This window comes from Dietzia papillomatosis NBRC 105045, assembly GCF_001570845.1.
In the GTDB taxonomy this organism is placed as follows: Bacteria; Actinomycetota; Actinomycetes; order Mycobacteriales; family Mycobacteriaceae; genus Dietzia; species Dietzia cinnamea.
The window spans coordinates 36,661-59,030 of the sequence record NZ_BCSL01000006.1 but is presented as its reverse complement, the minus strand read 5'-3'; the positions used below and the strand labels follow the sequence as shown (position 1 = coordinate 59,030).

The window sequence follows — 22,370 nt, the reverse complement described above, 5'->3', positions numbered from 1 at the left end:
GGGCGCGCCCGTCGTCGCGGCGCTGCGAGAATGGCCCCCATGACCGGTGTGGGTGTGCGTGTGTTGTTCGACCGTCCGTGTATCCCACCCAACACCGGGAACGCGATCCGCATGGCGGCCGGCGCCGGGTGCGAGCTGCACCTGGCGGGCCCGCTGGGCTTCGACCTGTCGGAGCCGCACCTGCGGCGGGCCGGGCTGGACTATCACGACCTGGCGCACGTCGAGGTCCACGAGGACCTCGAGGCGGCGTACGCCCGGCTCCTGCCGGCACGGGTGTGGGCCTTCTCCGCCCGGGCCGACCTCGCGCTGCCCCAGGTGCGGTTCGCCCCCGGCGACGTCCTGCTCTTCGGCCCCGAACCCACCGGCCTGGCCGAGGACGTCCTAGCCGATCCGCGGGTTACGGCGCGGGTGCGGATCCCGATGCTGCCCGGGCGGCGTTCGATGAACCTGTCCAACGCCGCCGCGGTGGCGGTCTACGAGGCGTGGCGCCAGCAGGACTACCGGGGCGGTATGAATTTTCCCGCCAATTGATTTAAAGTTTCGGTATGCCGAAACTCAGAGGCGCTGCCACCCGTAGCGCCGCCCCTTCTCGGGCAGCCGCAACAGCGCTCACCACTGCGCTCGCGCTGCTGTCCGGGTGCGCGGTCGGCGTCACCGGCCCGGCGGACGTCGACGACCGCCAGAGGTCCGGCGCGTCCGGGGACCGGGTGGTGGTGGCGACGACGTTCACGATCCTGGCCGACATGGTCGGGCGCGTCGGCGGCGACCGCGTGGTGGTCGAGTCCGTCACCACGCCGGGCGCCGATGTCCACCAGTACGAGCCGACCGTCGAGGACCTCAAGCGGGTCGAGGGCGCGGACCTCGTGGTGAGCAACGGGCTGGGGATGGACGACTGGCTCCTGCGTTTCATCGACGGGACCGACGCCGCCCACCTCGTGACCTCGGACGGGGTCGAGCCCCTGCCCATCCGGGCGGGCAACTACACCGGCCGCCCCAATCCCCACGCGTGGATGTCGCCGGTCGAGGGCACACGCTACGTCCACGCGATCGCCGGCGCCCTCGCCGACCTCGATCCGGACGGTGCGGCGGAGTACCGCGCCCGCGCCGAGGACTACGTCGCCGACCTCGAGGAGATGGCGGTCCGCGCCCGCGACGCGGTGGCGGAGGTGCCGGCGGACCGCCGCGTGCTCGTCACCTGCGAGGGGGCGTTCTCCTACCTGGCCCGCGACCTGGGGCTGGAGGAGCTGTACCTGTGGCCGGTCAACAGCGAGAACCAGGGCCTGCCCCGGCAGGTCACCGCGTTGATCGACCGGATCCGCGAGCGTGAGATCCCCGCGGTGTTCTGCGAGTCGACGGTCTCCGACGCCGCCATGGAGCAGGTCGCCGCCGAGACCGGCAGCCGCCTGGCGGGCCTGCTGTACGTCGACTCCCTTTCCGGCCCCACCGGGCCCGTGCCCACCTATCTCGACCTCCTCGACCACGACCTCGAGACCATCACCCGGGAGCTGACCTCATGACCGATCGGCCACTGCCCTTCTCCCCGGACACCGGCCCGCCCGCCGTCGTCGTCTCCGACCTCACCGTCGACCGGGGACAGGTCCGGGCCCTCGACGCGGTCTCGCTGTCCGCGCCGCGGGGGGAGATCACCGTCCTGCTCGGCCCCAACGGCTCCGGCAAGTCGACTCTCCTGCAGGCGCTGCTCGGCCTGGTCACCCCCACGGCGGGCTCCGTCCGCCTCCTCGGCACGTCCGTCCGCGGCGCGCTGCGCAGCGGACGAGTCGCGGCGGTGCCGCAGGCCGACGGCATCGACGAGCATTTCCCCGTCACGGCCGCCGAGGTCGTCATGCAGGGCCGTCGGCACTTCACCGGGCCGTGGCGTCGGCCGTCGGGACGGGACCGCGCCGCCGTGGCGGACGCCCTCGAGAGGGTGGGCCTGTCCGGGCTCGCGGCGCGTCGCATCGGCGAGCTCTCGGGCGGCCAGCGTCGCCGGGTCATGTTGGCGCGCTGCCTGGCCCAGGAAGCCGACCTGCTCCTGCTCGACGAGCCGTTCAACGGGATGGACGCCGGCAGCGAGGAGGTCTACATCGACGTCCTGCGCGAGCTCACCGCCGGCGGCCGCACCGCGCTGGTCTCCACCCACCACCTGGGCACGGTCGAGCGGCTCGCCGATTCGGTGGCCCTGCTCAACGGCCGCCTGGTCGCCCACGGCCCGGTCGCCGAGACCACGACGCCGCATGTCCTGTCGACCCTGCTCGGGGCCCGCCTCCCCGGGGCCGCCGACTCCGCCCGGGGCGCCGCCGCGTCCCCTGTCACCGATCGGGCCGTCTCGTGATCGAACTCCTCACCGAACCGATGTCGTACGAGTTCATGCGCCGCGCGCTGCTCGTGGTGACGGCCTCCGGGGTCGCCGGCGCACTGCTGAGCTGCTGGCTGGTCCACATGGGCTGGTCGCTCATGGGCGACGCCGTGTCGCACGCGGTCCTGCCGGGAGTGGTGATCGCGGCGCTGACCGGCATCCCGTTCGCGGTCGGCGCCCTCGTCGCCGCCCTCGTCGCCGTGTGGCTGATCGGCGCGGTCCGCGAGAGCGGGACGGTGCGGCCGGACGCCGCGATGGGCATCGTGTTCACGGCCCTGTTCTCGTTCGGTCTCGTGCTGATCGCCCGGTTCCCCACCCAGCAGGACCTGCACTCGATCCTGTTCGGTTCCGTGCTCGGCGTCCGCGACTCCGACCTCGTGCAGGTGCTCGTCGTGGCCGCCTTCACGGTGATCGTGCTGCTGACGTTCCGGCGCGACCTGATCCTGCTGGCGTTCGACCGGCTCCACGCCCACACCCTGGGGCTGCGCACCCGGGCGCTCACCGCCCTGCTGCTGGCGACGCTGGCCACCGCGACGGTCGCCGGGGTGCAGTCCGTGGGTGTGATCCTGGTCGTGGCGACGCTCATCATCCCGGGCGCGACCGCCCAGTTGGTGGCGGACACGATGCGGGGGACGATGATCCTCGCCGTCGTCGTCGCCCTGATCGGCGGTGTCACCGGCCTGTACCTCGGCTACTACGCCGACCTCCCGCCCGGTCCGGTCGTGGTCCTCACCCAGGCGGTCATCTTCGCGACGGCGCAGTTGCTCGCGCCCAGGCGCGGGGTGATCCCGCGGGCGGTGGCGAGCGCCCGCGGGCGACGATCGGGGATGATGGTCACATGACCGTCGACCCGCCGAGAGCCCTCGCCGACCTCACCCCGACGATCCAGGCCTACCTCATGGCCGTGCACGCGCTCGGCGCCGGCGGCGACCCGGTGACCTCGAGCGCGCTGGCCGAGCGTCTCGGCGCGTCGCCCTCATCCGTGAGCGAGGGCGTCCGCAAGCTGGTCACGATGGGCCTGGCCGAGCACCGGCCGTACGCGCCGGTGGTGCTCACGGAGGCGGGTCGGTCGTTCGCGGTGGCGATGGTGCGGCGGCACCGGATCATCGAGACCTTCCTCTCCCGGTGCCTGGAGTACCCGTGGGACGAGGTGCACGCCGAGGCCGACGCGCTGGAGCACGTGGTCTCGGACCGGTTCGTCGACGCCCTCGACGTGTTCCTCGACCACCCGCGCCGCGATCCCCACGGTGATCCCATCCCCACCCGCGACGGCCACCTCGACCCGCTCGGCGACACCCCGTTGGATCATGTCGACGAGGGTTCTACGGGTGTGGTGACGCGGGTCTCCGACCGTGACAACGCCGTCCTGCGCCACCTCGCCGAGATCGGCCTGCGCCCCGATTCGCCCGTGGAGGTGGTCTCCCGGCAGGTCGAGTTGGGGATCATCTCGGTGTCGTTGGCGGGCCGGGTCGTGCAGGTGGGCACGCCGGTGGCCGCGGCGGTGCGGGTCCGCGTCGACGACTGACGTCGGGCACCCCGTTCGGCGAGCGGGGCGACGACGACGAGGGCCGCGTCCGCCCCGCTCCCCCGCGGTCACTCGCAGAATCGGTCGGTGACCATGAGGTGGGTGCTCGTCGGCCGGGCGCGACCGCGCATCGGGGAAATCCCCGGGATCCGGCCTGATTCCGGCCCGGTGACGGCCGCTACAGCATCGTGCCGGGGTTGAGGATCCCCTGCGGGTCGAGCGCGTTCTTGATGCGCCGGGTCAGGGCCATGACGTCATCGCCCAGCTGCGCGGGCAGCCAGGGAGCCTTGAGGCGTCCGACGCCGTGCTCCCCCGTGATCGTCCCGCCCATCCCGATCGCGAGGTCCATCACCTCGCCGAACGCGAGGCGGGCCCGGTCGGCGCGGTCCGGGTCGTCGTCGGTGAGGACGATGATGGGGTGGGTGTTCCCGTCACCGGCGTGGGCGACGAGGGCGATCGGGACGTCTCGGCGCGCGGAGATCTCCTCGATTCCCGCGACGAGCCGGGGCAGCGAGGGCAGCGGCACGCCGACGTCCTCGAGGAGCAGGGTCCCGACCTTGCCCAGGCTCGTGAACGCGGCCCGGCGCGCCATGGTGAACTGTTCGCCCTCGTCGGGGTCGTCGGTGGCGAAGACCTCGGTGGCGCCGTGGGTGCGGAAGGCCTCGGCCATGAACTCGGTCTCGTCCGCGCGGTCGGGCCCGGTCAGGTCGGACTGCGCGAGAAGCATCGCGCCGGCGTCGGTGTCGAGGCCCATCCGCAGGTCCGCCTCGACGGCGCGGATGCTGACGGTGTCCATGAACTCGAGCATCGCGGGGCGGATTCGGCGGGTGATGGCCAGGACCGCCTCGCTGCAGGCGACGACGTCGGGGAAGATCCCCACCACCGTCGACCGCGGTGGCTGGGCGGGGATCAGCCGCAGGATGATCTCGGTGACGACACCCAACGTCCCCTCGCTGCCGACGAACAGCTTCGTCAGGCTCAGCCCGGCGGTGTCCTTGAGCCGCGGTCCGCCGAGTCGGACGGCGGTGCCGTCTGCCAGGACGACCGTCATCCCGAGGACGTAGTCGGTGGTGACGCCGTACTTCACGCAGCACAGTCCGCCGGCGTTGGTCGCTATGTTGCCGCCGATCGAGCAGATCTCGTAGGAGGACGGGTCCGGCGGGTACCAGAGGCCGTGTTCGGCGACGGCCTGCTTGACCTCGGCGTTGTACAACCCCGGCTGGACGGTGGCCGTACGGGTGACAGGGTCGACGTGGAGGTCGCGCATGAGTTCCGTGGACAGGACTATCCCGCCGTCCACTGCGGTGGCGCCGCCGGACAGCCCGGATCCCGCGCCGCGCGGGACGACCGGGACGGAGTGGGTGCTCGCCCAGCGCATGACCTCCTGGACGTCCTCGGTGGTGCGTGCGCGCACCACGGCGAGGGGCGTACCGGGGTCGGGGGCCTTGGCCCAGTCCTGCCGGTAGCTCTGCAGGACGTCGGGGTCGGTGATGAGGTGTGAGTGGTCGAGACGGGTACGGAGGTCGTCGAGTGCCGCGGCGGGATGACGGTCGGCGGAGGGGACGCTCATGCCCCGAAGGTACGGCGTCGCCCCACCTGCCGCCGCGGTATCCGCGCATGGTCCGCGCCCTCCACCCCCCGGTTCTTCGCGCGTGGGCGGCCGGGGGCATAGTGTCCTGGTGACCGAGACCTCCGGAGCAGGACGAGGACCTGCGGCGTCCGCTGTTCCCGGCCCGGGGCCGGCGTGGTTCGGCGCGGTGATGGGAACCGGTGGCCTGGCCACGCTTCTGCAGACGCACTCGGTGCGGGTGCCCGGTTTCTCCCCGGCAGCGGTGATCATGCTTGTCGCGGGATGGGTCCTCTTGGTCGGGCTGGGCGCGGGGTTCGCCAGGTCGGTGGCGCGCGATCCGGACATGTGGACGTCGTCTGTGCGGGACGCGGCGATGCTCCCGCTGTGGGGCATGGTCTCGATGGGACTGCTCGCGGTGGGGTCCGCCTCGTTCGTCGTGGTGGACGCCCATGCGCCGACGCTGGCGTGGATCGCCTTCGGCGTGGATGTGGCGTTGTGGGCCGCGGGCACGGTGCTCGGCCTGGCCACGGCGGTGGGGTTCGCGGTGTGGCTGTTCGCTACGCGACCCGACCATCCGCTCCCCACGTGGGCGTTGCCGATGGTGCCGCCGATGGTCTCGGCGACGGCGGGTGGCGTGATCGCCCGGCAGTTCGAGTCGGATGTCGCCAGGGTCCTGTTGTCGGCGGCGTGCGTGTTCTGCTTCGTGCTGGCCCTGGCGCTGGGGAGCGCGGTGATCGTGATGGCGTACCACCATGCGTGGTTCCGCACGCCGGTGCCGGTGGTGCTGTCGACCTCGACGTGGATTCCGCTGGGGATCGTGGGACAGTCCACGGCGGCGGCCCAGGTGCTCTCGGGTCCGGCACTGGCGGGTGTGGCCCGGGTGTACGGGGCCACCGTGCTGGTCGCCGGTGCGGGACTTGGCGCGTTCGCGGTTCTGACGACGGTGCGGGGATTCCTGGCCCGGATGCCGTTCACCCCGGGGTGGTGGGCGATGACCTATCCGTTGTCGACCTGCGGCCTGGGCGCTCATTACCTCGGATGGCATGCGGCGAGCCTGCTGACGGTGGCGGTGCTCATCGTCATCTGGGTGGTGTGTGCGGTCGCCAGCGTCCGCGCGATCGCCTCGGTGCGGGCCGCCTGACACCGCCCCTCGGCGGGCCCCTCTGTCGCCGCCCCGGGTGGTCACCGGAAGTCCCTGCTGCGTCCGATGGCCATGCCCAGGTGGAGTCGTTCGATCTTGTCCGCCACCACGCTGACCGCGCCCGAGCGGTTCTCCACGGTGCCGCGAACGATGAGCGCCGGGGCCGATGAGACGATCGGCCGGTAGCGCGCCCACAGCCCGACCGAGCAGACGATGTTGGTCATGCCGGTCTCATCCTCGAGGCTGAGGAAGGTCACGCCCTCCGCGGTGGCGGGCCGCTGTCGGTGGGTGACCGCCCCGGCGACCCGGATGCGGCTGCCGTCGGGGACGTGCGCGAGTCCGGCGGTGGTGCACACCCCCTGGGAGTCGAGCCACGGCCGGGCGTGGACGGTCGGGTACTCCTCCGGGCTGATGCCGGTGGCGGCGAGGTCCGCGGAGGTCAGTTCGAGGAGGCTCATCCCGGGGAGGGCGGGAGCGTCGACCTGGCTGAGCCCGGGCAGCATGCCGGGCTTCTCACGGGCCGCGGTGGCCGCCGACCACAGGGCCGCCCGGCGTCCTCCCGTGCCGAGCGAGTCGAGCGCACCGGCGGTGGCCAGTGCCTCCATCTGCCGGACGGACAGTCCGGTGCGCCCGGCGAGGTCGGCCGCGGAGGTGTAGGGGCCGTGACTGTCGCGCTCGTCGGCGATCGCGGTGGCCAGGTCCTCCCCGATCGCCCGCACGGACTCCAGGCCGAGGCGAACCTCGGTGCCGTCGTTCTCGCATGTGGCGCCGCCGAGCGAGCGGTTGACGCACGGCCGGTGCACGGTGACGCCGTGTCTGCGGGCGTCGGCCACCAGCGACTGGGGTGAGTAGAAGCCCATGGGCTGGCTGCGCAGCAGGGCGGCGCAGAAGATCGCCGGGTGGTGGCATTTGAACCACGCGGAGTAGTAGACGATCGCGGCGAAGGACTGGGAGTGGCTCTCGGGGAAGCCATAGTTGGCGAAGGCGCACATCTTCTCCCAGATCCGCTCCCCCACCTCCGGGCCGGTGTACGGGGTCCCCGGCGGGCTGGTGCCGATGCCGTGCAGTTCGCGCATGCCCGCGAAGAACCGCTCCTTCAGCCGCGCCATCCGTTCCGGTGACCGCTTGGCCCCCATCGCCCGGCGCAGCTGGTCGGCCTCCGCGCCGGTGAAGCCGGCGATCACCGTGGCGATCTGCATGAGCTGCTCCTGGAACAGCGGGATCCCCAACGTCCGTCCCAGTACCTCTTCCAGGGCGGGATGATCGAACTCCACCTTCTCCCGCCCGTTGCGTCGGCGGATGTAGGGGTGGACGGAACCGCCCTGGATGGGGCCCGGGCGGATGAGGGCGACCTCCACCACGAGGTCGTAGAACGTCCGCGGTCGCAGCCGGGGCAGGGTGGCCATCTGGGCCCGGGACTCCACCTGGAACACGCCCACGGAGTCGCCGCGGCACAGCATCTCGTAGACCTGTGGGTCCGCGAGATCGAGCTTGGCCAGGTCCACGTCGAGGTCCTTGTGTTCGGCCGCCAGGTCGATGGCGTGGTGGAGTGCGGTGAGCATGCCCAGACCCAGCATGTCGAACTTGACCAGTCCGACCGCCGCGCAGTCGTCCTTGTCCCACTGCAGCACCGTCCGGCCCGGCATCCGCGCCCATTCGACGGGCACCACGTCGGCCACCGGGCGGTCACAGATCACCATGCCGCCGGAGTGGATGCCCAGGTGTCGGGGCAGGCCGACGAGCTGTCGTGCCAGCGCGAGCACGTCGGGCGGGACGGTGTGCTCGGTGGCCTCCCGCTCGTGGTTCTTCAGCCCCGACCACCGGTCGACGCTCTTGGACCAGGCGTCCTGCTGTCCCGGGGAGTACCCGAGCGCCCGGGCCACGTCCCGCACCGCCGAGCGTCCTCGGTAGGTGATGACGTTGGCCACCTGGGCGGCGTAGTCCCGGCCGTACCGGGAGTAGACGTACTGGATGGCCTCCTCCCGACGACCGGACTCGATGTCCACGTCGATGTCGGGCGGGCCGTCGCGCTCGGGCGCCAGGAACCGCTCGAAGAGGAGTTGGGCGCGCACCGGGTCGACGTTGGTGATGCCCAGGGAGTAGCAGACCGCCGAGTTGGCGGCCGAGCCCCGGCCCTGGCAGAGGATGCCCTCGCGGCGGCAGAACTCGACGATGTCGTGGACCACGAGGAAGTACCCGGGGAAACCCAGCTCGGCGATCACCTTCAGCTCGCGGTCGATCTGCGCGTACGCCTCCGGCATCTCCTCGCGGGTGCCGTAGCGGCGGGCGGCACCGGCGTAGGCGAGCTCGGCGAGCATGGTGTCCTCGGTGTGTCCCTCGGGGACATCGAACGGCGGCAGCTGCGGAGCGATGAGTCGCAGGTCGAACGCGCACTCCCGACCCAGCCTGTCGGCCCCGGCGACGGCGTCGGGCCACCGGTCGAACAGGTCGGCCATCTCCTCTCCCGAGCGCAGGTGGGCACCGCCCGCCGCGGGCAGGTGCGCGGCGTGGGTCTCGAGCGCGTCACGCGCGCCGAGGGCCGCCATGACCGAGGCCAGCCGCGCGCCCTCGGGCCCCGCGCAGTGGGCGGCGGTCGTGGCCACGACGGGGAGTCCCGCCCGGGCCGCGAGTCCGGCCAGCGCGTCGCACCGCTCGGTGTCCTCGGGCACTCCATGGCAGGTGAGTTCCACGACCACCCGGTCCCGCCCGAACAGCTCGACCAGCTGTTCCAGGGCCGTGCGGGCCGCCTCGGTGTCGAAATCGGGGGCTCCGGTGCCGCCGCGTTCCAGCGCACGACGGACGCGGCCGCGTCGGCATCCGGTGAGCACGTACCAGTGGCCCCCGGCCGCCTCCGCGAGCTCCGCGATCTCGTACCGCGGCTCGCCCTTGGCCCCGCCCCGCAGGTGGGCGCGGGCGATCGCGCGGGACAGCCGGCGGTATCCCTCCTGCCCCCTGGCGAGAACGAGCAGGTGCTCGCCACCCGGCAGGGACAGCTCCGCCCCGAACACCGTGGCCAGGCCCAGCTCGGAGGCGGCCTCGGCGAAACGTACGACCCCGTACAGGCCGTCGTGGTCGGTGATCGCGAGGGCCGTGAGCCCCAGCTCGGCCGCCGCCTCCGCCATCGCCTCGGGCGAGGACGCACCGTCGAGGAAGCTGAACGCCGTGTGGGCGTGCAACTCCGCGTACGGCACGCGTCCCTGGACGCGCGGCCGCTGTGGGGGCGTGTAGTCACCCCGCGTGCGCGACCATGCGGGGGCGTCGCTGCCGTCGCCGGGATGGGGGTTCTCCGGCCTGCGCGGGTTCGGCCGCCCGGACAGCACCCGTTCGAGCTCTCCCCAGCTCCTGGGCCCGTGGTACCAGTTCACCGGGGCTCACCCGCCCGGTGCCGGTGGGTGCGGTCAGAGCCGGGTGAGGGACTCCACGACCCATGCGGAGGCCTTGCCCGGTGGTTTGCGGCAGCTCTGCGCGCGGGGCGGGAGCGGGCGCGTACCGGTCTCGACGCGCCAGGCGCGGCCGTCTGTGTGCTGTACGACGGCCACGTGCGGGTCGTCCGGGTCGATGTCGACGACGAGGTCGTCGATCCCCGCCTCCACGCCGGAGTCGCGGACGGCGACCTCCGCGACCTGCCCGGCCGGCGGCCACGTGCTGCGCCCCCGCAGGTGCTCGGTGACGACCCGGCCGTCCAGTTCGGCCTCGACGATGCGGACCGCGAGGTCGGTCTCCGCGGGCCCGTAGGTGTACCCGGTCCCGGGCAGCAGCAGGACCGGGGCGAAGCGGTGTCCGCCGGTGTGGGAGCACTCCCACACCGCGGAGTCCTGATCGAGCGAGGACAGACGGTCCCCGAGACGGGACTCGAGTCCGGCCACAACCGGGCGGCCCCGGACGGCGCAGCACTGATCGCGCTTGGCGTGAGTACAGACGAGGACCACGGGCCCCTCGACCTCACGGGCGCCTTCCACGTGTCCACCGGGTGAGAGATCGAGGTCGAGTATGTCCGCGGGTCGGTCGACGCGGCCGACCCTGATACTCCGTCGACCGGGCCGCGTGTCACAGAGGTAGAAGCGGTGCCGGTCGATGCGTTGACCCTCGCGGCCGGGTCGCCTGATGAACAACATGCGGGACCCGCAGTCGGAGACGTGCTTCTTGAGGCGCTCGGAGAGCTCGTCGCCCAGCGCCTCCCCGTCGAAGATGTCGCGCCCCCATCGCGCGGGGACCTCCAACAACACCCACGACTCCTCGTGGGCAGCGGTGCCGGCCGGCGGTTCGTCGGCCGACTGGAGCGAACACCAGGCGGGGACTGGGGCGGGATCGATGACTGACACGCCCCCATGGTGCCCCACCATGCGAAGTGGTGTAACTGTAGCCACCTTGTGGGACAAAAGTGATTAGAGGGATTTAGGGTGGGGCCATGCGTACCCGACACCGCCGCTTCGTCGCGGCCGCCGCACTGACCGCCGCCGCGTCCCTGGCAGTGGTGGGGTGCGGGACCGACACCTCGACCGACGCCCCCGCCACGAGCCAGACGACCACCGCCGGCTCCTCGCCGGCCGCCCTGGCGCAGAACCTGTCCCCGGAGGAGACCGAGGCCGCCGACCCCACGGCCGGTCCGGCGGACTCCGCTCCCAAGAGCGAGACCCCGGATGCCGCCGCAGGGCGCGCCGAGCTGGTCGTGTCCGAGATCCGGATGGGCGACTACCAGGGCAAGGACCGCGTGGTCTTCGAACTCGACGGGCGCGGCGTCCCGAACTACTCCGTGGACTATGTGGACGCCCCCGCCCAGCAGGGCAGCGGCTTCCCCGTGGAGGTACAGGGCGACTCGTTCCTCCAGGTGATGATCGGAGGCCAGGTCCTGCCGACCGAGACCGGCCTGGAGGAGGTCCCGGTGGGCACCGTGACGGGTGACGACGCCACCGGGGTGGCCGGCGTGGCGTTCGCGGGACAGTTCGAGGGACAGGCGCAGGCGGTGATCGGCCTCGAGGGCACCGATCGTGCCTTCTCCGCCTTCCTCCTGCAGAACCCGACCCGTCTGGTGGTGGACATCGAGCGCTGATCGCGCCCCCGAGTCGGGCACGGCTGACCGGGGCGTGAGCGGCCGGATCATCATTCGTAGACTCCCTCGACCGTCCAGTTCTCCGACCCGTCCCCGAGTACGCCGCAGAGCAGCAACGCGGCCGCACGCTCGGGGACGACCTGCATGCGGGCCCGGGGCCGGCGGGGTTCCCCGTCGGACGTGGGCTCCCACCAGGCCTCGTCGATCGGCCACGGCCGCGACCACCCGAGCAGCGCACAGCTGCGACCGCCTACCTCGATGGCGGCGGGTCGCGCACTGAGCAGACCGCGTGAGGTGACCCCGACGGCTGCCCCCTCCACGCTGCGCAGCACGACTCCCCCGGCGAGCGGGACCCGCGCCACGACGGCGGCCCCCGGGTCACCGTTCTCGCGGATCTCGAGCCGGTAGCCGGGTCCGGGCCACACCACCGACGGCGAGGGCGCGGGCAGCGCACCCGGCCACGGACCGCGGGCGGCGGGCTCGGCCGGGGCGTCCCCGTATGGCAGGCAGCGCACCCGGTCGGCCGGGCCGCGGCCACCCACCTCCACCGGCACCCGGACGGCCTCGGGTCCGAGCAGTCCCTGGACGCGCACGAGCGCGCGGTGGACGCGGGCCTCCGCGAGCCCGGCCTCGCCCCACAGCCCCTCCTGGACGCGGCCTGCGGGGACGACCTCCACCGGTTCCAGGGCGAGGGCGGTGACCGCGCCCCCGGCCCCGCCGGCGATCGCGGTGCCGGTGAGCCAGCCCTCGAGTTGCCAACGCAGCCGGTCAGCGGTGCCCTCCGGGGTGAGCGGCGACGAGCACCGCCACACCCGGTTGACCTCCGTACCACCCTCGACCCGGGCCGTGATGGACAGCCGCAGACACGAGACCCCGGCCGCGGCGAGCACGGCGTGCAGTTCCCCCGCCAGCCGCCGGCCGAGGAACGCCGCCTCGTCGACCCGCTCCAGGGGCGGATCGCACCGGTGCTCGACCGCCGAGCCCGTGGGCACCGCGGTCACCGACGGCGGGCGCCACGGGACCGCGCGGGCGATCCGGTGCGCCACCGACCCGGCCTCGCCGAAACGGGTGGCCACGTCCCGCGGCGGGAGGGCGGCGAAGTCGCCCAGCGTCCGCACTCCGAGGCGGTGAAGGAGTCCGACCAGCTCCGACAGCACCTCAGGACCCCCCAGCGCGGGTTCCACCACGAGCGCCTCCACGGGCAGACCCGCCAGATAGTCCGCGTCCCCGCCCGGCTCCAACAGCGCCGAGCCACGGGCGCCGAGCACGGCCGTGGGCAGTTCGTCGGCGAGTCCCACCTGGCACTCCACCCCCGCCGCGGCCACCGCGTCGACCACACGGGTGACGACCTGCTCGACCCCGCCGTGGAAACGCAGCGCGCCGGCCGCGGAGAACACGAACAGGCCGGGTCTCAGCACCTCGATCCCCGGGACGACGGCGTCGAGCGCCTGCACCACGGGCTCGAACCACGTGGCGTCCCGCGCCGGGTCCGCGGCGACCACCACGAGCTCCGGGCAACGGAACTGGGCCTCGCGCCGACGCAGCCCGCGACGCACCCCCACCGCACGGGCGACGGCGTTGCACGCCAGCACCCCGCGGGGCCCGATCACCGCCAACGGCAGGTGGAGACCGTGCCCCTCGGCCCGGGCCGCCGCGACCGCCGGCCAGTCCGGGCACCACACCGCCATGACCCGGGCGCTCATCCCGCCGCCACCCATTCCGCGGTCCGGGCGGGTGCGGCCCGTCCGGAGCAGCGCACCACGGTGGAGACCGAGGCCAGCCGGCCCCTGCCCGCACCCAGACCGCCGTAACGGCAGTGCCGCCCCGCCAGCGTCAGCTCCGCGCCGGGCCAACCCGGGCCCACCAGGAGCACCGCGCCCGCGGCCCGCACCCGACCGCCGAGCACCCGTGCCCGCGACGGGGCGACGGCCGCGACCGCCGGACCGAGCAGCACCAGGTCCAGCCCGTCGAGCAGGACCGACACGACCGCCGCCGGATCCGGGCCGGGATCGGGCACGAGCGCCAGACAGTCCAACCGACCGCCCTGTTCCGCCACGGCCGCCACCCCGAGCTCGGGCCATCCCACGACCGCGCACCGGGCGCCGGACGCCGTGGCCGCGGCCAACAGGCCGACCCGTAGGGTGGCGCTGCCGGAGACCGCCGTGACGCGCCCCGCGGGCAGCACCCCGCCCGGCACCAGATGCGCCACGGACTCCGGCACGGCCACCCCGGGCACGGCCACGGCGGGCGCCGCGGGCGGGCGGGTGACGGGAGCGGAGGCGGCGACGCCGGTGGCGGCGGACGCCACAGGGTCGGGACCGGCGAGGACGGGGGCGACGTCCCCGGGGCCCTCCGGATGGACGGGGGCCGCGGGCGGGACCGACGAGCGCGGCGGCGCGGCGGGAGCCGGCGGGCGCGGAGCCGCGGGCGCGGTGGACCGCGCGGACGCGGGCGGGCCCCCGCCCGGCATCGCGGCCAGGCGGCGTCGCAGTTCCGCGACCCGGTCCGCCGTGTCGAGGTCGGCCATATCGGCAACAGCAGCAGCGTCCACTACCATCATCAGAACCTCCCGCCATGCGCGACACGCCGTCGAGCACGTAATCGAACTATTTTTCGATCACGTGAACAGTGAACACCACGGGTACGACACCGCGCAAGAACACCTGTTCGAGACGGGTTCTCCTCGTCGTCGTCACCCCGGTTGTCCACCGCGACTCCACCCGCCCTGTCGTACCGAAGGCCTACCATCGGTGACCATGAAGGCCTCCATCGGGAACCGCATCGTGCTCATCGGCGCCGGCGACGTCGGCGTCGCCTACGCCTACGCGCTGGTCAACCAGGGCCTGGCCGACCATCTGGCCATCATCGACATCGACCGCGACAAACTCGTGGGCGAGGTCATGGACCTCAACCACGGCGTCGTGTGGGCGCCCTCCCCCACCCTCGTCACCGAGGGCACCTACGCCGACTGCACTGACGCCACCATGGTGGTGATCTGCGCCGGCGCCGCCCAGAAGCCCGGGGAGACCCGGCTCGACCTGGTCGGCAAGAACATGGGGCTGTTCGAGCGGATCGTCGGCGACGTCATGGCGACCGGCTTCGACGGCATCCTGCTGGTGGCCACCAACCCTGTCGATATCCTCGCCCAGGCCACCTGGCGCTTCTCCGGGCTGCCGTCAGCGCAGGTGATCGGGTCCGGGACGATCCTCGACTCCGCCCGGTTCCGGTTCATGCTGGGCGAGTACTACGGCGTCGCCCCGATGAGCGTGCACGCCTCGATCATCGGCGAACACGGCGACACCGAACTGCCGGTGCTCTCCTCCGCCAACGTCTCCGGGGTGCCGCTGCGCCGCGACCTGGAAGGCGACCCCGCCAAGCGGGAGCGGCTCGCACAGATCTTCACCGAGACCCGGGACGCCGCCTACCGGATCATCGACTCGAAGGGCTCCACCAGCTACGGCATCGGCATGGGCCTGGCCCGCATCACCCGCGCCGTGCTGCGCAACGAACAGGTCTCCCTACCCGTGTCCACCCTGCTGCGGGGCGAGTACGGCGAGGACGGGATCTTCATCGGGGTGCCCGCCGTGATCGGACGGACCGGCGTGCACCGGGTGGTGGAGCTGGAGCTCGACACCACCGAGCGCGAACAGCTCGCCCGCAGCGCGAGCGCGCTGCGGGCGGTGTCCGAACAGTTCGAAATCCTGAGATGAGCTCAGGGAGCCCCGGGGGGATCGCTGGCCGGGAAGGACTCGTCGCCCCACTCGTCGGCGAGGTCGTCCTTCGAATCCGGACGGTTATCCCTCTCGTCCTTCTCGTCGGACTTGTCGTCGTTGTGGTCAGAGTTCTGCGGGTTGGACATGCAACAATCTCCTCCCGCCGTACCGGGCGTACGGCGGGACTCACGTTACCGGACACCCCGTCCGGCACGACCGCACAGCACCGCACGGCGCCGGATGCCGGGCGACGAGGGCCGGAGGCTCGCCATGCACACCACCAACTACACCGACACGCTCATCCTGCCCGCGCCCGACACCCGGGCGGAGTCCGCGACCGCCCCGCCCTCCGGGAAGGGCACGGTCGCCGAACTGCAGTACGAGCGGCTCGCGGACACGGACTACACGTGGACGAGCGACGACCTGCTGTTCGACGTGCACTGCGCGCGCAAGGGGATCCCGGAGAGCGACCGGGCCGCCGAACGCGAGCGGTTCTTCGGTAAGGGCCAGCCCTGCCTGCGTACCTCTCCTCTGGCCAAGACCTACGGCTGGGCCCTGCACTTCGACGCCGACGGGCGGATCGCGCTGCTACCCATGGACTCGCCCCGCGTGGCCGCTAGCGACCCGGTGCCACGTCTGGCAGCCCGGCTCGACGGCTAGTAGCCGGGTTCGGCGTCGGGAAGCGCGCCCAGCCACGCGAGCACAGGGCCGGCGACGACGTCCGCGAACTGCTCGTACCCGCCGGGGCCGGGATGCGCCCCGTCTCCGGCGGCGACCTCGCGCATCCACGCTCCACCCGTCAACAACACGTCGAACATCGGCACGAACGGCACGCGGGCCTCGTCGCACACCGCGGCCATCGCCTCGGCGCGGGCGGCGATCCGCTCGTTGACCTCGTCCCACACGACCGGCGGCGGACCCACCACGAGGAACCGTCCGCGGGGAGCCCGGTCAATCATCCCGCGCAGCGCCGTGACCGTGCCCGCCTCGTCGACGCGCACCTCCCCCTCGACCTCCATGACGTCGTTGACGCCGAACTCCGCGATCACCGCGGTGGTCGGGAACGCCGCCCGCCGACGGTCCACCTCGTCCCAGCGGGCCAGGATCATCTCGGACGTGTCCCCGCCGATCCCCGCGACGGTGGCATGCAGGTTCAGCCCCTCGCGGGCACCTGCCTCCACCAGATGCGCGGTCCAGCCGCGGCCCGTCTCGTCGCCGTACCCGGCCACGAACGAATCACCGATGAAGCAGACGGGCAGATCACGCGGTTCGCTCATACCGTCACGGTATCGCCCGCCCGGCGGTGGCGGCGGGGGCTCAGTCCAGGTGCCGCGACTGCGCCCAGCGGGTCAGCGCGTGGCGGTTGGACTGCTGGGTCTTGCGCAGCACGTTCGAGGCGTGGGTCTCCACGGTCTTGACCGAGATGAACAGCTCCTCGGCGATCTCCCGGTAGGTGTAGCCGCGGGCGAGCAGCCGCAGGACCTCCTTCTCGCGCGGGGTGAGCGAGTCGACCTCGGGATCGTGGACGGGTTCGCCACGCTCCTCGGGTCCGGGTGCGGCGCGGGCGAACGCGTCCAACACGAATCCGGCCAGGCGCGGGGAGAACACGGCGTCCCCGTCTGCCACTCGGCGGACGGCCTCGGCGAGGTCGTCACCGGTGATGGTCTTGGTGACGTAGCCGCGGGCGCCGGCGCGGATCACGGCGATCACGTCCTCGGCGGCATCGGAGACACTCAGCGCGAGGAAGGTCGGCTCCGGTGCGCGGGCGGGATCGGCGACCCCGCCCGGATCCGATCCTAACACCGACCGCAGGACGGCCACGCCGCCGCCGTCGGGCATGTGCACGTCGAGCAGCACCACGTCGGGGCGCACGCGCGCGATGCCCGCGATGGCCTCGGCCACGGACCCGGCCTCGCCGACCACCTCGATCGACGACTGGCCGGCGAGCTCGGCGCGGACGCCGCTGCGGAACACCGCGTGGTCGTCCACGAGGAAGACCCGGCTCACCCCGGTCGCGGTCCCCGACCCGTCCGTCATTCGCCCTCCAGCGGCATCTCGATCCCGATCTCGGTCCCGCGTCCGAGCGTACTGCGCACGCGCACGGTGCCCCCGCGACTCTCCACGCGGTGGCGAATGGACTGCGCGAGACCGTGGCGGTCGCCGTCGACGGCGTCGGGGTCGAAGCCCCGGCCGCGGTCGCGGACGAACGCACTGAGGGTGCGTCCGTCGTTCTCCACGAACACGTCGGCGGTGTCGACCCCTGCGTGCTTGGCGACGTTGACCAGGGCCTCGCGGACAGCGCCCAGCACGGCGTCCTCGGCGTCGCCGACCGGGCCGTCACCGCCCACGACGACCTGGTCGACACGCAGGCCGTAGACGTCCTCGACGTCGCCGATCATCACCTCGACCGCCCCGGCCACGGTCGCGGCGCCGGAGGACATCCGGGAGCCGGCGCCGAACAGCCACTGCCGCAGTTCGCGTTCCTGTCGGCGGGCGAGGCGCGCCACCTGCGCGGGGTCGTCGGAGCGCTTCTGGATGAGGGCCAGGGTCTGCAGGACGGAGTCGTGCAGGTGGGAGGCGATGTCACTGCGCTCGGCCTCGCGGATCCGCGCCGCGCGTTCCTCCTCCAGCGACCGCCACAGGCGCAGGCCCACGGGAACGCTGAGGAGCCCCACGCCGACGAGGGTCGCCACGACCGCCAGGAGGGACGACCGGAGGGCGGCGAGCTCGACCTGGCCGAGCACGACAACAGCGAGGCCGACGACGACGAGGGTGGCCCCTGCCGTGACCCTGGCCCAGTCGAAGACGGAGCGGGGAGACCCTCTTCCGCCGCCGTCGTACTGCTGCCAGACCAGCCCGGCACCCAGGGCCACGATCACGACGGGCACGATGACGTGCAGTCCCGTCGCGGTGGTCACCATGAACGACAACACCGAACCCACGACCCCCAGGACGGCCAGCGCCACGCCGCGTCTGCGCTCGCGGTGCTCCGTAGCCGCCGACCCCGAGAACGCGGGATTCGACGAGGTGAACGCCCACAAGGCCGCGTAGAGCGCCACCCCGGCGCCGGACAGCGTGGCCAGCAGGACCATCACCACCCGGACATACGTGACCCGCACGCCCAGGTGCCCGGCCAGCCCCGTGCACACCCCGGAGACCACGGCCCCGTCCGGCACGCGGGACAGCCGCGGGTACCAGCGGAAGCCGACCGGCTGCGCGACGGGCGGACGCGACGCCGTGCCGGGGGCCGGAACAAGGCCCGGGCCTGTCGCACGGACGGTCGCGTTCTCACTCATATCCGCCATCGTCACAGATCCGCCCCGGGGTCGCATCGGGGTCCGACCCCGAGATTCCGGGGGTGCGGATCTCAGGGTCGGTCCCCGATGTGCCGGACCCGCCGGCCGAGCACGATGGGGGCATGTCCAACACCAGCACCCACGACGTCCCGTCAGAGCTCCGCTCCCTATGGCGGACACGGCCCGTCCGGACCCCGGACGACTCACGGATCGCCGGTGTCTGCGGAGGCTTCGGCCGACGCTACGGCGTCGATCCCGTCCTGATCCGCATCGCCTTCGTGATCGCCGCGCTCTGGGGCGGCGCCGGGGTGTTCCTCTACGCCTTGCTCTGGCTCGTCCTGCGGGCCGCCGGCGACGAGGTGTCCAAGGGGGAGGCGCTCCTCGGGAAGGGCCGGGCGTCGGGATCCAGGACGACATCGGTGCTCCTCGTCGTCGTCGCCCTCATCAGCGCCCCCACCTTCGGTGGTTCCGGAGGCACCTTCCTCGTGGGCGCCGGGTTCCTCATGGCGGCCGCGATGCTCGCCGGGTGGTACGGCTTGCACCGCCGCACCCCGACCCCGCCCGCGGGGTGGGCGGAGGTCTCCTCCGTGCGGCCCGCACCCACGCACGACTTCGGCGGCGCGGCGACCCGCCCCAGCCCCTGGCGCGCGCCGGGGACGGCTCCGGACCCCGGCGTCGGCGCGGGTGCACCCTACGGCCCGGCCTCCCACGGCCAGCCCGTCTACGGCCCGCCCGCCCCGCCCGCGTGGGACCCGCTCGGCGCGGCGCCCTTCGCGTGGGACCTGCCCGACCCCGCGGACGCACCCCGCCCCGATCCCGAGCCGGCCGCGCCGCGCTCGCGCCTGACCAAGGTCACCCTCGGGCTCGCGCTCATCGCCACGGCCGTCGCGATCGGCCTGTCCACCCTGGGCGGGATCACCTGGCTCGACTCCACGCGGATCGCGGCGATCGCCCTCGCCGTGGTGGCGGGCGGTCTGGTGGTGGGGGCGTTCACCCGACGCGGCCACGGGCTGCTCGTGGTGGCCGGCCCGCTCGTCGGGTTCGTCCTGCTGGCCTCGCTCGTCCAGCCCCACCTGCCGGAGGGTGCCTGGGAGGGCACCGGTGACCTGCGCGTCGACATCACCGAGCCCACACAGCTCGACACCCCGGTCGTCCACGAGCTGGGATCCGTGACGGTCGACCTGCGTGAGCTGGACCTCGACCGCGACCGCGATTTCAGCGTCCGCAACGACCTCGGCGGGGTACGCGTCCTGCTGCCCGAGGACCTCGCCGTGGACCTGAGCTGTCACGCCGACCTCGGGTCCGTCGACTGCCCGGACCCGACGCCCGGCGAGGCGTCCGGCCCCGTTCTCACGCTGGACGTGACCACCGGCGCCGGATCGATCACGGTGACGCGATGAGCGACCGGCCCACCCGACCGCACCCCGACAGGAGCACCGACATGACCAGCCCAGGCCACACCTCCGACACCGGCTTCCGCCCCGACCAGCCGCTGCACGACCCACTCCCCTACGGCGATGGGTTCGCCACCCCCGAGCCGCTCGGATTCGGAGTCGCCCCCGAACCAGTCCCGCCCGCGGCCGGTGCCGTCGAGGTGGCCCAGCGTCGCCGGGGTGGCTCGCCGGTCCTCGCCGTGGCGGGCCTGGCCTCGCTGGGCGTCGCGGTGTGGGCGATCCTCGGCGCGCCGGTGATCACCCCGACGCTGCTGCTGGCCGCCGGGCTCGTCCTGGCCGTGCTCATGGGACTGATGATGGTCCTGCGGCGCTGACCGCGTCGAAGGCCCATTCCGCGCCCGCCACGTACGCCACCTCCTGGCTCGGTGGTCTCGCGCCCGCATGAGTGCTCGCGACCCACCGACAGCCGCTCCTCGGCCTGGCGTCTCGCGCGCACTTCGGGGTGGGCGAGACGCCATCGCGGAGAGCGGATGCGAAACAAAGGCGGGCAGGCGCGAGGGCGAGACGCCATCGCGAGGAGCGGCTGCGCGGCTCGGCTCAGCGGGTGGTGCTCACTCCCACTCGATGGTCCCCGGCGGCTTGCTGGTCACGTCCAACACGACCCGGTTGACGTCCGGCACCTCGTTGGTGATGCGGTTGGAGATCAGCGCGAGCGTCTCGTACGGCACGCGCGTCCAGTCGGCCGTCATCGCGTCCTCGGAACTCACCGGACGCAGTACGATCGGGTGACCGTAGGTGCGGCCGTCGCCCTGCACGCCCACCGAACGCACGTCGGCGAGCAGCACCACGGGGCACTGCCACACCGAGGCGTCCAGTCCCGCGGCCGTCATCTCCTCGCGCACGATCGCGTCCGCCGCCCGCAGCGTGGCCAACCGGTCACGGTCCACCGCGCCGACGATGCGGATCGCCAGACCGGGCCCCGGGAACGGGTGGCGGCTGACGATCGCCTCGGGCAGGCCGAGCGCACGGCCCACCGCACGCACCTCGTCCTTGAACAACAACCGCAGCGGCTCGACGAGCGTGAACTCCACGTCATCCGGAAGACCGCCCACGTTGTGGTGGCTCTTGATGTTGGCGGTACCCGACCCGCCACCGGACTCCACGACGTCCGGGTACAGCGTGCCCTGGACGAGAAAGTCAACCGACCCGCCGTCCTCGCCCTGGAGCTCGAGCGCCTGCGTCACCGCCCGCTCGAAGGACCGGATGAACTCGCGGCCGATGATCTTGCGCTTGGTCTCCGGATCGGTCACCCCGTCGAGGTGCCCCAGGAAGACGTCGGAGTCGTCCAGCGTGATGAGACGGGCGCCCGTGGCGGCGACGAAATCGTTCTCCACCTGCTCGCGCTCGCCCGCACGCAGCAGACCGTGGTCGACGAACACACACGTGAGGCGATCACCGATCGCCCGCTGCACCAGCGCCGCGGCGACCGCCGAGTCGACGCCACCGGACAGGCCGCAGATCGCGCGCCCGTCACCGACCTGCTCGCGGATCGCCTCGACCAGCTGATCGGCGATGTTCGCCGCCGTCCACGTGGGCTCGAGACCCGCGACGTCGGTGAGGAAGCGGCTCAGCACCTGCTGCCCGTGCGGCGAGTGCAACACCTCCGGGTGGTACTGCACACCCGCCATCCGGCGCTCCGGGCACTCGAACGCCGCCACCGGGGCGCCCGGCGAGGACGCGGTGACCTCGAAGCCGTCCGGGGCGGCGGTGACAGCGTCCCCGTGGCTCATCCACACCGGATGGTGCTCCGGCAGGCCCGCGTGCAGCACGCCACCCGAGACGGAGACATCGGTCCGCCCGTACTCGCGGTTCCCGGTGTGCGCGACCTCGCCGCCCAACGCACCGGCCATCGCCTGGAAGCCGTAGCAGATGCCGAACACCGGCAGCCCCAACTCGAACACCGCCGGGTCGATCGACGGCGCGTCCTCCGAGTAGACACTGGCCGGCCCACCCGACAGCACCAGCGCGACCGGGTCCTTCTCGCGGATCTCCTCCACGGACGCGGTGTGCGGGATCACCTCGGAGTAGATGCGCGCCTCGCGCACCCGCCGCGCGATGAGCTGCGCGTACTGGGCACCGAAGTCCACGACGAGGACGGGACGGGGCGCCACCGCCTCGGCGGTGTTCTGGGAATCGGTCTGTGCGTTCTCGGCCACGCGCCCGAGTCTAGGCCCCACGGCCCGTCCGCCGAACTCCACCACATCCCCCGCACCGGGGTTCACAATGAACTCCCACCACGACCCCGGCCCGGCGACGGGCTCACAG

Annotated in this window: 21 protein-coding genes; 11 read left to right on the top strand and 10 right to left on the bottom strand. The window is 72.9% G+C overall.

Going from position 1 to position 22,370, the window contains the following annotated elements; translation table 11 throughout:
- The first annotated feature begins 39 nt into the window (after nucleotides 1-39).
- From DPA01S_RS03245 to DPA01S_RS03225, 5 genes are read left to right on the top strand one after another with little or no spacing between them, the layout of a single operon-like run.
- Complete coding sequence (locus DPA01S_RS03245; protein ID WP_061914003.1) at nucleotides 40-531, top strand: tRNA (cytidine(34)-2'-O)-methyltransferase; 492 nt, start codon at nucleotides 40-42, stop codon at nucleotides 529-531.
- 14 nt (nucleotides 532-545) lie between these two features.
- Nucleotides 546-1,517 carry a metal ABC transporter substrate-binding protein gene (locus tag DPA01S_RS03240; protein WP_232302985.1) on the top strand — a complete coding sequence of 324 codons (972 nt, stop codon included), beginning with the start codon at nucleotides 546-548 and terminating at the stop codon, nucleotides 1,515-1,517.
- Nucleotides 1,514-2,332: a metal ABC transporter ATP-binding protein gene (locus tag DPA01S_RS03235; RefSeq protein ID WP_061914001.1), complete on the top strand. Its 819-nt coding sequence runs from the start codon at nucleotides 1,514-1,516 to the stop codon at nucleotides 2,330-2,332. The genes DPA01S_RS03240 and DPA01S_RS03235 overlap by 4 nt, the downstream gene beginning before the upstream one ends.
- Nucleotides 2,329-3,198, top strand: coding sequence for a metal ABC transporter permease (locus DPA01S_RS03230; protein WP_083324409.1), 870 nt, complete (start codon nucleotides 2,329-2,331; stop codon nucleotides 3,196-3,198). The genes DPA01S_RS03235 and DPA01S_RS03230 overlap by 4 nt, the downstream gene beginning before the upstream one ends.
- Nucleotides 3,195-3,881, top strand: a complete 687-nt coding sequence (locus DPA01S_RS03225; RefSeq protein WP_061913999.1) for a metal-dependent transcriptional regulator — start codon at nucleotides 3,195-3,197, stop codon at nucleotides 3,879-3,881. The genes DPA01S_RS03230 and DPA01S_RS03225 overlap by 4 nt, the downstream gene beginning before the upstream one ends.
- A 178-nt stretch (nucleotides 3,882-4,059) precedes the next feature.
- On the opposite strand, the gene DPA01S_RS03220 is transcribed toward DPA01S_RS03225, so the two are convergent.
- Nucleotides 4,060-5,451, bottom strand: coding sequence for an FAD-binding oxidoreductase (locus tag DPA01S_RS03220; RefSeq protein ID WP_061913997.1), 1,392 nt, complete (start codon nucleotides 5,449-5,451; stop codon nucleotides 4,060-4,062).
- 109 nt (nucleotides 5,452-5,560) lie between these two features.
- Between DPA01S_RS03220 and DPA01S_RS03215 the strand changes: the two genes are divergently transcribed.
- Nucleotides 5,561-6,592 (top strand): SLAC1 family transporter, encoded by a 1,032-nt coding sequence (locus DPA01S_RS03215; protein WP_061913995.1) that lies wholly within the window; start codon nucleotides 5,561-5,563, stop codon nucleotides 6,590-6,592.
- A 41-nt stretch (nucleotides 6,593-6,633) separates the two neighbouring features.
- Here the strand turns inward: DPA01S_RS03215 and DPA01S_RS03210 are convergent, their stop codons facing one another.
- Nucleotides 6,634-9,957, bottom strand: a complete 3,324-nt coding sequence (locus DPA01S_RS03210; RefSeq protein WP_198150708.1) for an error-prone DNA polymerase — start codon at nucleotides 9,955-9,957, stop codon at nucleotides 6,634-6,636.
- A 33-nt stretch (nucleotides 9,958-9,990) separates the two neighbouring features.
- Nucleotides 9,991-10,914, bottom strand: coding sequence for a ferredoxin family protein (locus DPA01S_RS03205; protein ID WP_061914060.1), 924 nt, complete (start codon nucleotides 10,912-10,914; stop codon nucleotides 9,991-9,993).
- Between the two features lie 86 nt (nucleotides 10,915-11,000).
- Here DPA01S_RS03205 and DPA01S_RS03200 point away from each other — a divergent pair, with 86 nt between their 5' ends.
- Complete coding sequence (locus DPA01S_RS03200; RefSeq protein ID WP_061913990.1) at nucleotides 11,001-11,642, top strand: AMIN-like domain-containing (lipo)protein; 642 nt, start codon at nucleotides 11,001-11,003, stop codon at nucleotides 11,640-11,642.
- Nucleotides 11,643-11,692: 50 nt separating this feature from the next.
- On the opposite strand, the gene DPA01S_RS03195 is transcribed toward DPA01S_RS03200, so the two are convergent.
- Together DPA01S_RS03195 and imuA' are read right to left on the bottom strand one after the other, a co-directional pair.
- On the bottom strand, nucleotides 11,693-13,345 hold the full coding sequence (locus DPA01S_RS03195; protein ID WP_061914056.1) for a DNA polymerase Y family protein: 1,653 nt from the start codon (nucleotides 13,343-13,345) through the stop codon (nucleotides 11,693-11,695).
- On the bottom strand, nucleotides 13,342-14,202 hold the full coding sequence (gene imuA', locus DPA01S_RS03190) for a DnaE2-dependent mutagenesis accessory factor ImuA' (RefSeq protein WP_232302989.1): 861 nt from the start codon (nucleotides 14,200-14,202) through the stop codon (nucleotides 13,342-13,344). The genes DPA01S_RS03195 and imuA' overlap by 4 nt, the downstream gene beginning before the upstream one ends.
- Nucleotides 14,203-14,398: 196 nt before the next feature.
- Here imuA' and DPA01S_RS03185 point away from each other — a divergent pair, with 196 nt between their 5' ends.
- A complete protein-coding gene (locus DPA01S_RS03185; protein ID WP_061913989.1) occupies nucleotides 14,399-15,352 on the top strand; it encodes an L-lactate dehydrogenase in 954 nt (317 codons plus the stop codon).
- 2 nt (nucleotides 15,353-15,354) lie between these two features.
- Here the strand turns inward: DPA01S_RS03185 and DPA01S_RS16945 are convergent, their stop codons facing one another.
- The gene (locus tag DPA01S_RS16945) at nucleotides 15,355-15,501 is read right to left on the bottom strand and encodes a hypothetical protein (protein ID WP_007630246.1); all 147 of its coding nucleotides are present in this window, start codon (nucleotides 15,499-15,501) and stop codon (nucleotides 15,355-15,357) included.
- 124 nt (nucleotides 15,502-15,625) lie between these two features.
- Here DPA01S_RS16945 and DPA01S_RS03180 point away from each other — a divergent pair, with 124 nt between their 5' ends.
- Entirely contained in the window at nucleotides 15,626-16,015 is a 390-nt protein-coding gene (locus DPA01S_RS03180; RefSeq protein WP_061914053.1) for a DUF6157 family protein, read from the top strand.
- Here the strand turns inward: DPA01S_RS03180 and DPA01S_RS03175 are convergent.
- The 3 genes from DPA01S_RS03175 to DPA01S_RS03165 are packed head-to-tail and all read right to left on the bottom strand — an operon-like array spanning nucleotide 16,012 to nucleotide 18,651.
- The gene (locus DPA01S_RS03175; RefSeq protein ID WP_061913988.1) at nucleotides 16,012-16,632 is read right to left on the bottom strand and encodes a GDSL-type esterase/lipase family protein; all 621 of its coding nucleotides are present in this window, start codon (nucleotides 16,630-16,632) and stop codon (nucleotides 16,012-16,014) included. The genes DPA01S_RS03180 and DPA01S_RS03175 overlap by 4 nt on opposite strands.
- A 40-nt stretch (nucleotides 16,633-16,672) precedes the next feature.
- A complete protein-coding gene (locus DPA01S_RS03170) occupies nucleotides 16,673-17,392 on the bottom strand; it encodes a LuxR C-terminal-related transcriptional regulator (RefSeq protein ID WP_061913987.1) in 720 nt (239 codons plus the stop codon).
- Nucleotides 17,389-18,651, bottom strand: a complete 1,263-nt coding sequence (locus tag DPA01S_RS03165; protein WP_083324426.1) for an ATP-binding protein — start codon at nucleotides 18,649-18,651, stop codon at nucleotides 17,389-17,391. Before DPA01S_RS03165 ends, DPA01S_RS03170 begins: the two co-directional genes overlap by 4 nt.
- Nucleotides 18,652-18,773: 122 nt before the next feature.
- Between DPA01S_RS03165 and DPA01S_RS03160 the strand changes: the two genes are divergently transcribed.
- Together DPA01S_RS03160 and DPA01S_RS03155 are read left to right on the top strand one after the other, a co-directional pair.
- On the top strand, nucleotides 18,774-20,051 hold the full coding sequence (locus DPA01S_RS03160; RefSeq protein WP_061913985.1) for a PspC domain-containing protein: 1,278 nt from the start codon (nucleotides 18,774-18,776) through the stop codon (nucleotides 20,049-20,051).
- Between the two features lie 41 nt (nucleotides 20,052-20,092).
- Nucleotides 20,093-20,419, top strand: a complete 327-nt coding sequence (locus DPA01S_RS03155) for a hypothetical protein (RefSeq protein WP_061913983.1) — start codon at nucleotides 20,093-20,095, stop codon at nucleotides 20,417-20,419.
- A gap of 237 nt (nucleotides 20,420-20,656) precedes the next feature.
- Here DPA01S_RS03155 and guaA read toward each other — a convergent pair whose 3' ends face one another.
- Nucleotides 20,657-22,261, bottom strand: a complete 1,605-nt coding sequence (gene guaA, locus DPA01S_RS03150; RefSeq protein WP_269747521.1) for a glutamine-hydrolyzing GMP synthase — start codon at nucleotides 22,259-22,261, stop codon at nucleotides 20,657-20,659.
- Between the last annotated feature and the right edge of the window lie 109 nt (nucleotides 22,262-22,370).

Coding starts and splice junctions, on each gene's coding strand:
- DPA01S_RS03245 (WP_061914003.1), top strand. CDS start 40: ATGACCGGTGTGGGTGTGCGTGTGTTGTTCGACCGTCCGTGTATCCCA.
- DPA01S_RS03240 (WP_232302985.1), top strand. CDS start 546: ATGCCGAAACTCAGAGGCGCTGCCACCCGTAGCGCCGCCCCTTCTCGG.
- DPA01S_RS03235 (WP_061914001.1), top strand. CDS start 1,514: ATGACCGATCGGCCACTGCCCTTCTCCCCGGACACCGGCCCGCCCGCC.
- DPA01S_RS03225 (WP_061913999.1), top strand. CDS start 3,195: ATGACCGTCGACCCGCCGAGAGCCCTCGCCGACCTCACCCCGACGATC.
- DPA01S_RS03220 (WP_061913997.1), bottom strand. CDS start 5,451: ATGAGCGTCCCCTCCGCCGACCGTCATCCCGCCGCGGCACTCGACGAC.
- DPA01S_RS03200 (WP_061913990.1), top strand. CDS start 11,001: ATGCGTACCCGACACCGCCGCTTCGTCGCGGCCGCCGCACTGACCGCC.
- DPA01S_RS03195 (WP_061914056.1), bottom strand. CDS start 13,345: ATGAGCGCCCGGGTCATGGCGGTGTGGTGCCCGGACTGGCCGGCGGTC.
- imuA' (WP_232302989.1), bottom strand. CDS start 14,202: ATGATGGTAGTGGACGCTGCTGCTGTTGCCGATATGGCCGACCTCGAC.
- DPA01S_RS03185 (WP_061913989.1), top strand. CDS start 14,399: ATGAAGGCCTCCATCGGGAACCGCATCGTGCTCATCGGCGCCGGCGAC.
- DPA01S_RS16945 (WP_007630246.1), bottom strand. CDS start 15,501: ATGTCCAACCCGCAGAACTCTGACCACAACGACGACAAGTCCGACGAG.
- DPA01S_RS03180 (WP_061914053.1), top strand. CDS start 15,626: ATGCACACCACCAACTACACCGACACGCTCATCCTGCCCGCGCCCGAC.
- DPA01S_RS03175 (WP_061913988.1), bottom strand. CDS start 16,632: ATGAGCGAACCGCGTGATCTGCCCGTCTGCTTCATCGGTGATTCGTTC.
- DPA01S_RS03170 (WP_061913987.1), bottom strand. CDS start 17,392: ATGACGGACGGGTCGGGGACCGCGACCGGGGTGAGCCGGGTCTTCCTC.
- DPA01S_RS03165 (WP_083324426.1), bottom strand. CDS start 18,651: ATGAGTGAGAACGCGACCGTCCGTGCGACAGGCCCGGGCCTTGTTCCG.
- DPA01S_RS03160 (WP_061913985.1), top strand. CDS start 18,774: ATGTCCAACACCAGCACCCACGACGTCCCGTCAGAGCTCCGCTCCCTA.
- DPA01S_RS03155 (WP_061913983.1), top strand. CDS start 20,093: ATGACCAGCCCAGGCCACACCTCCGACACCGGCTTCCGCCCCGACCAG.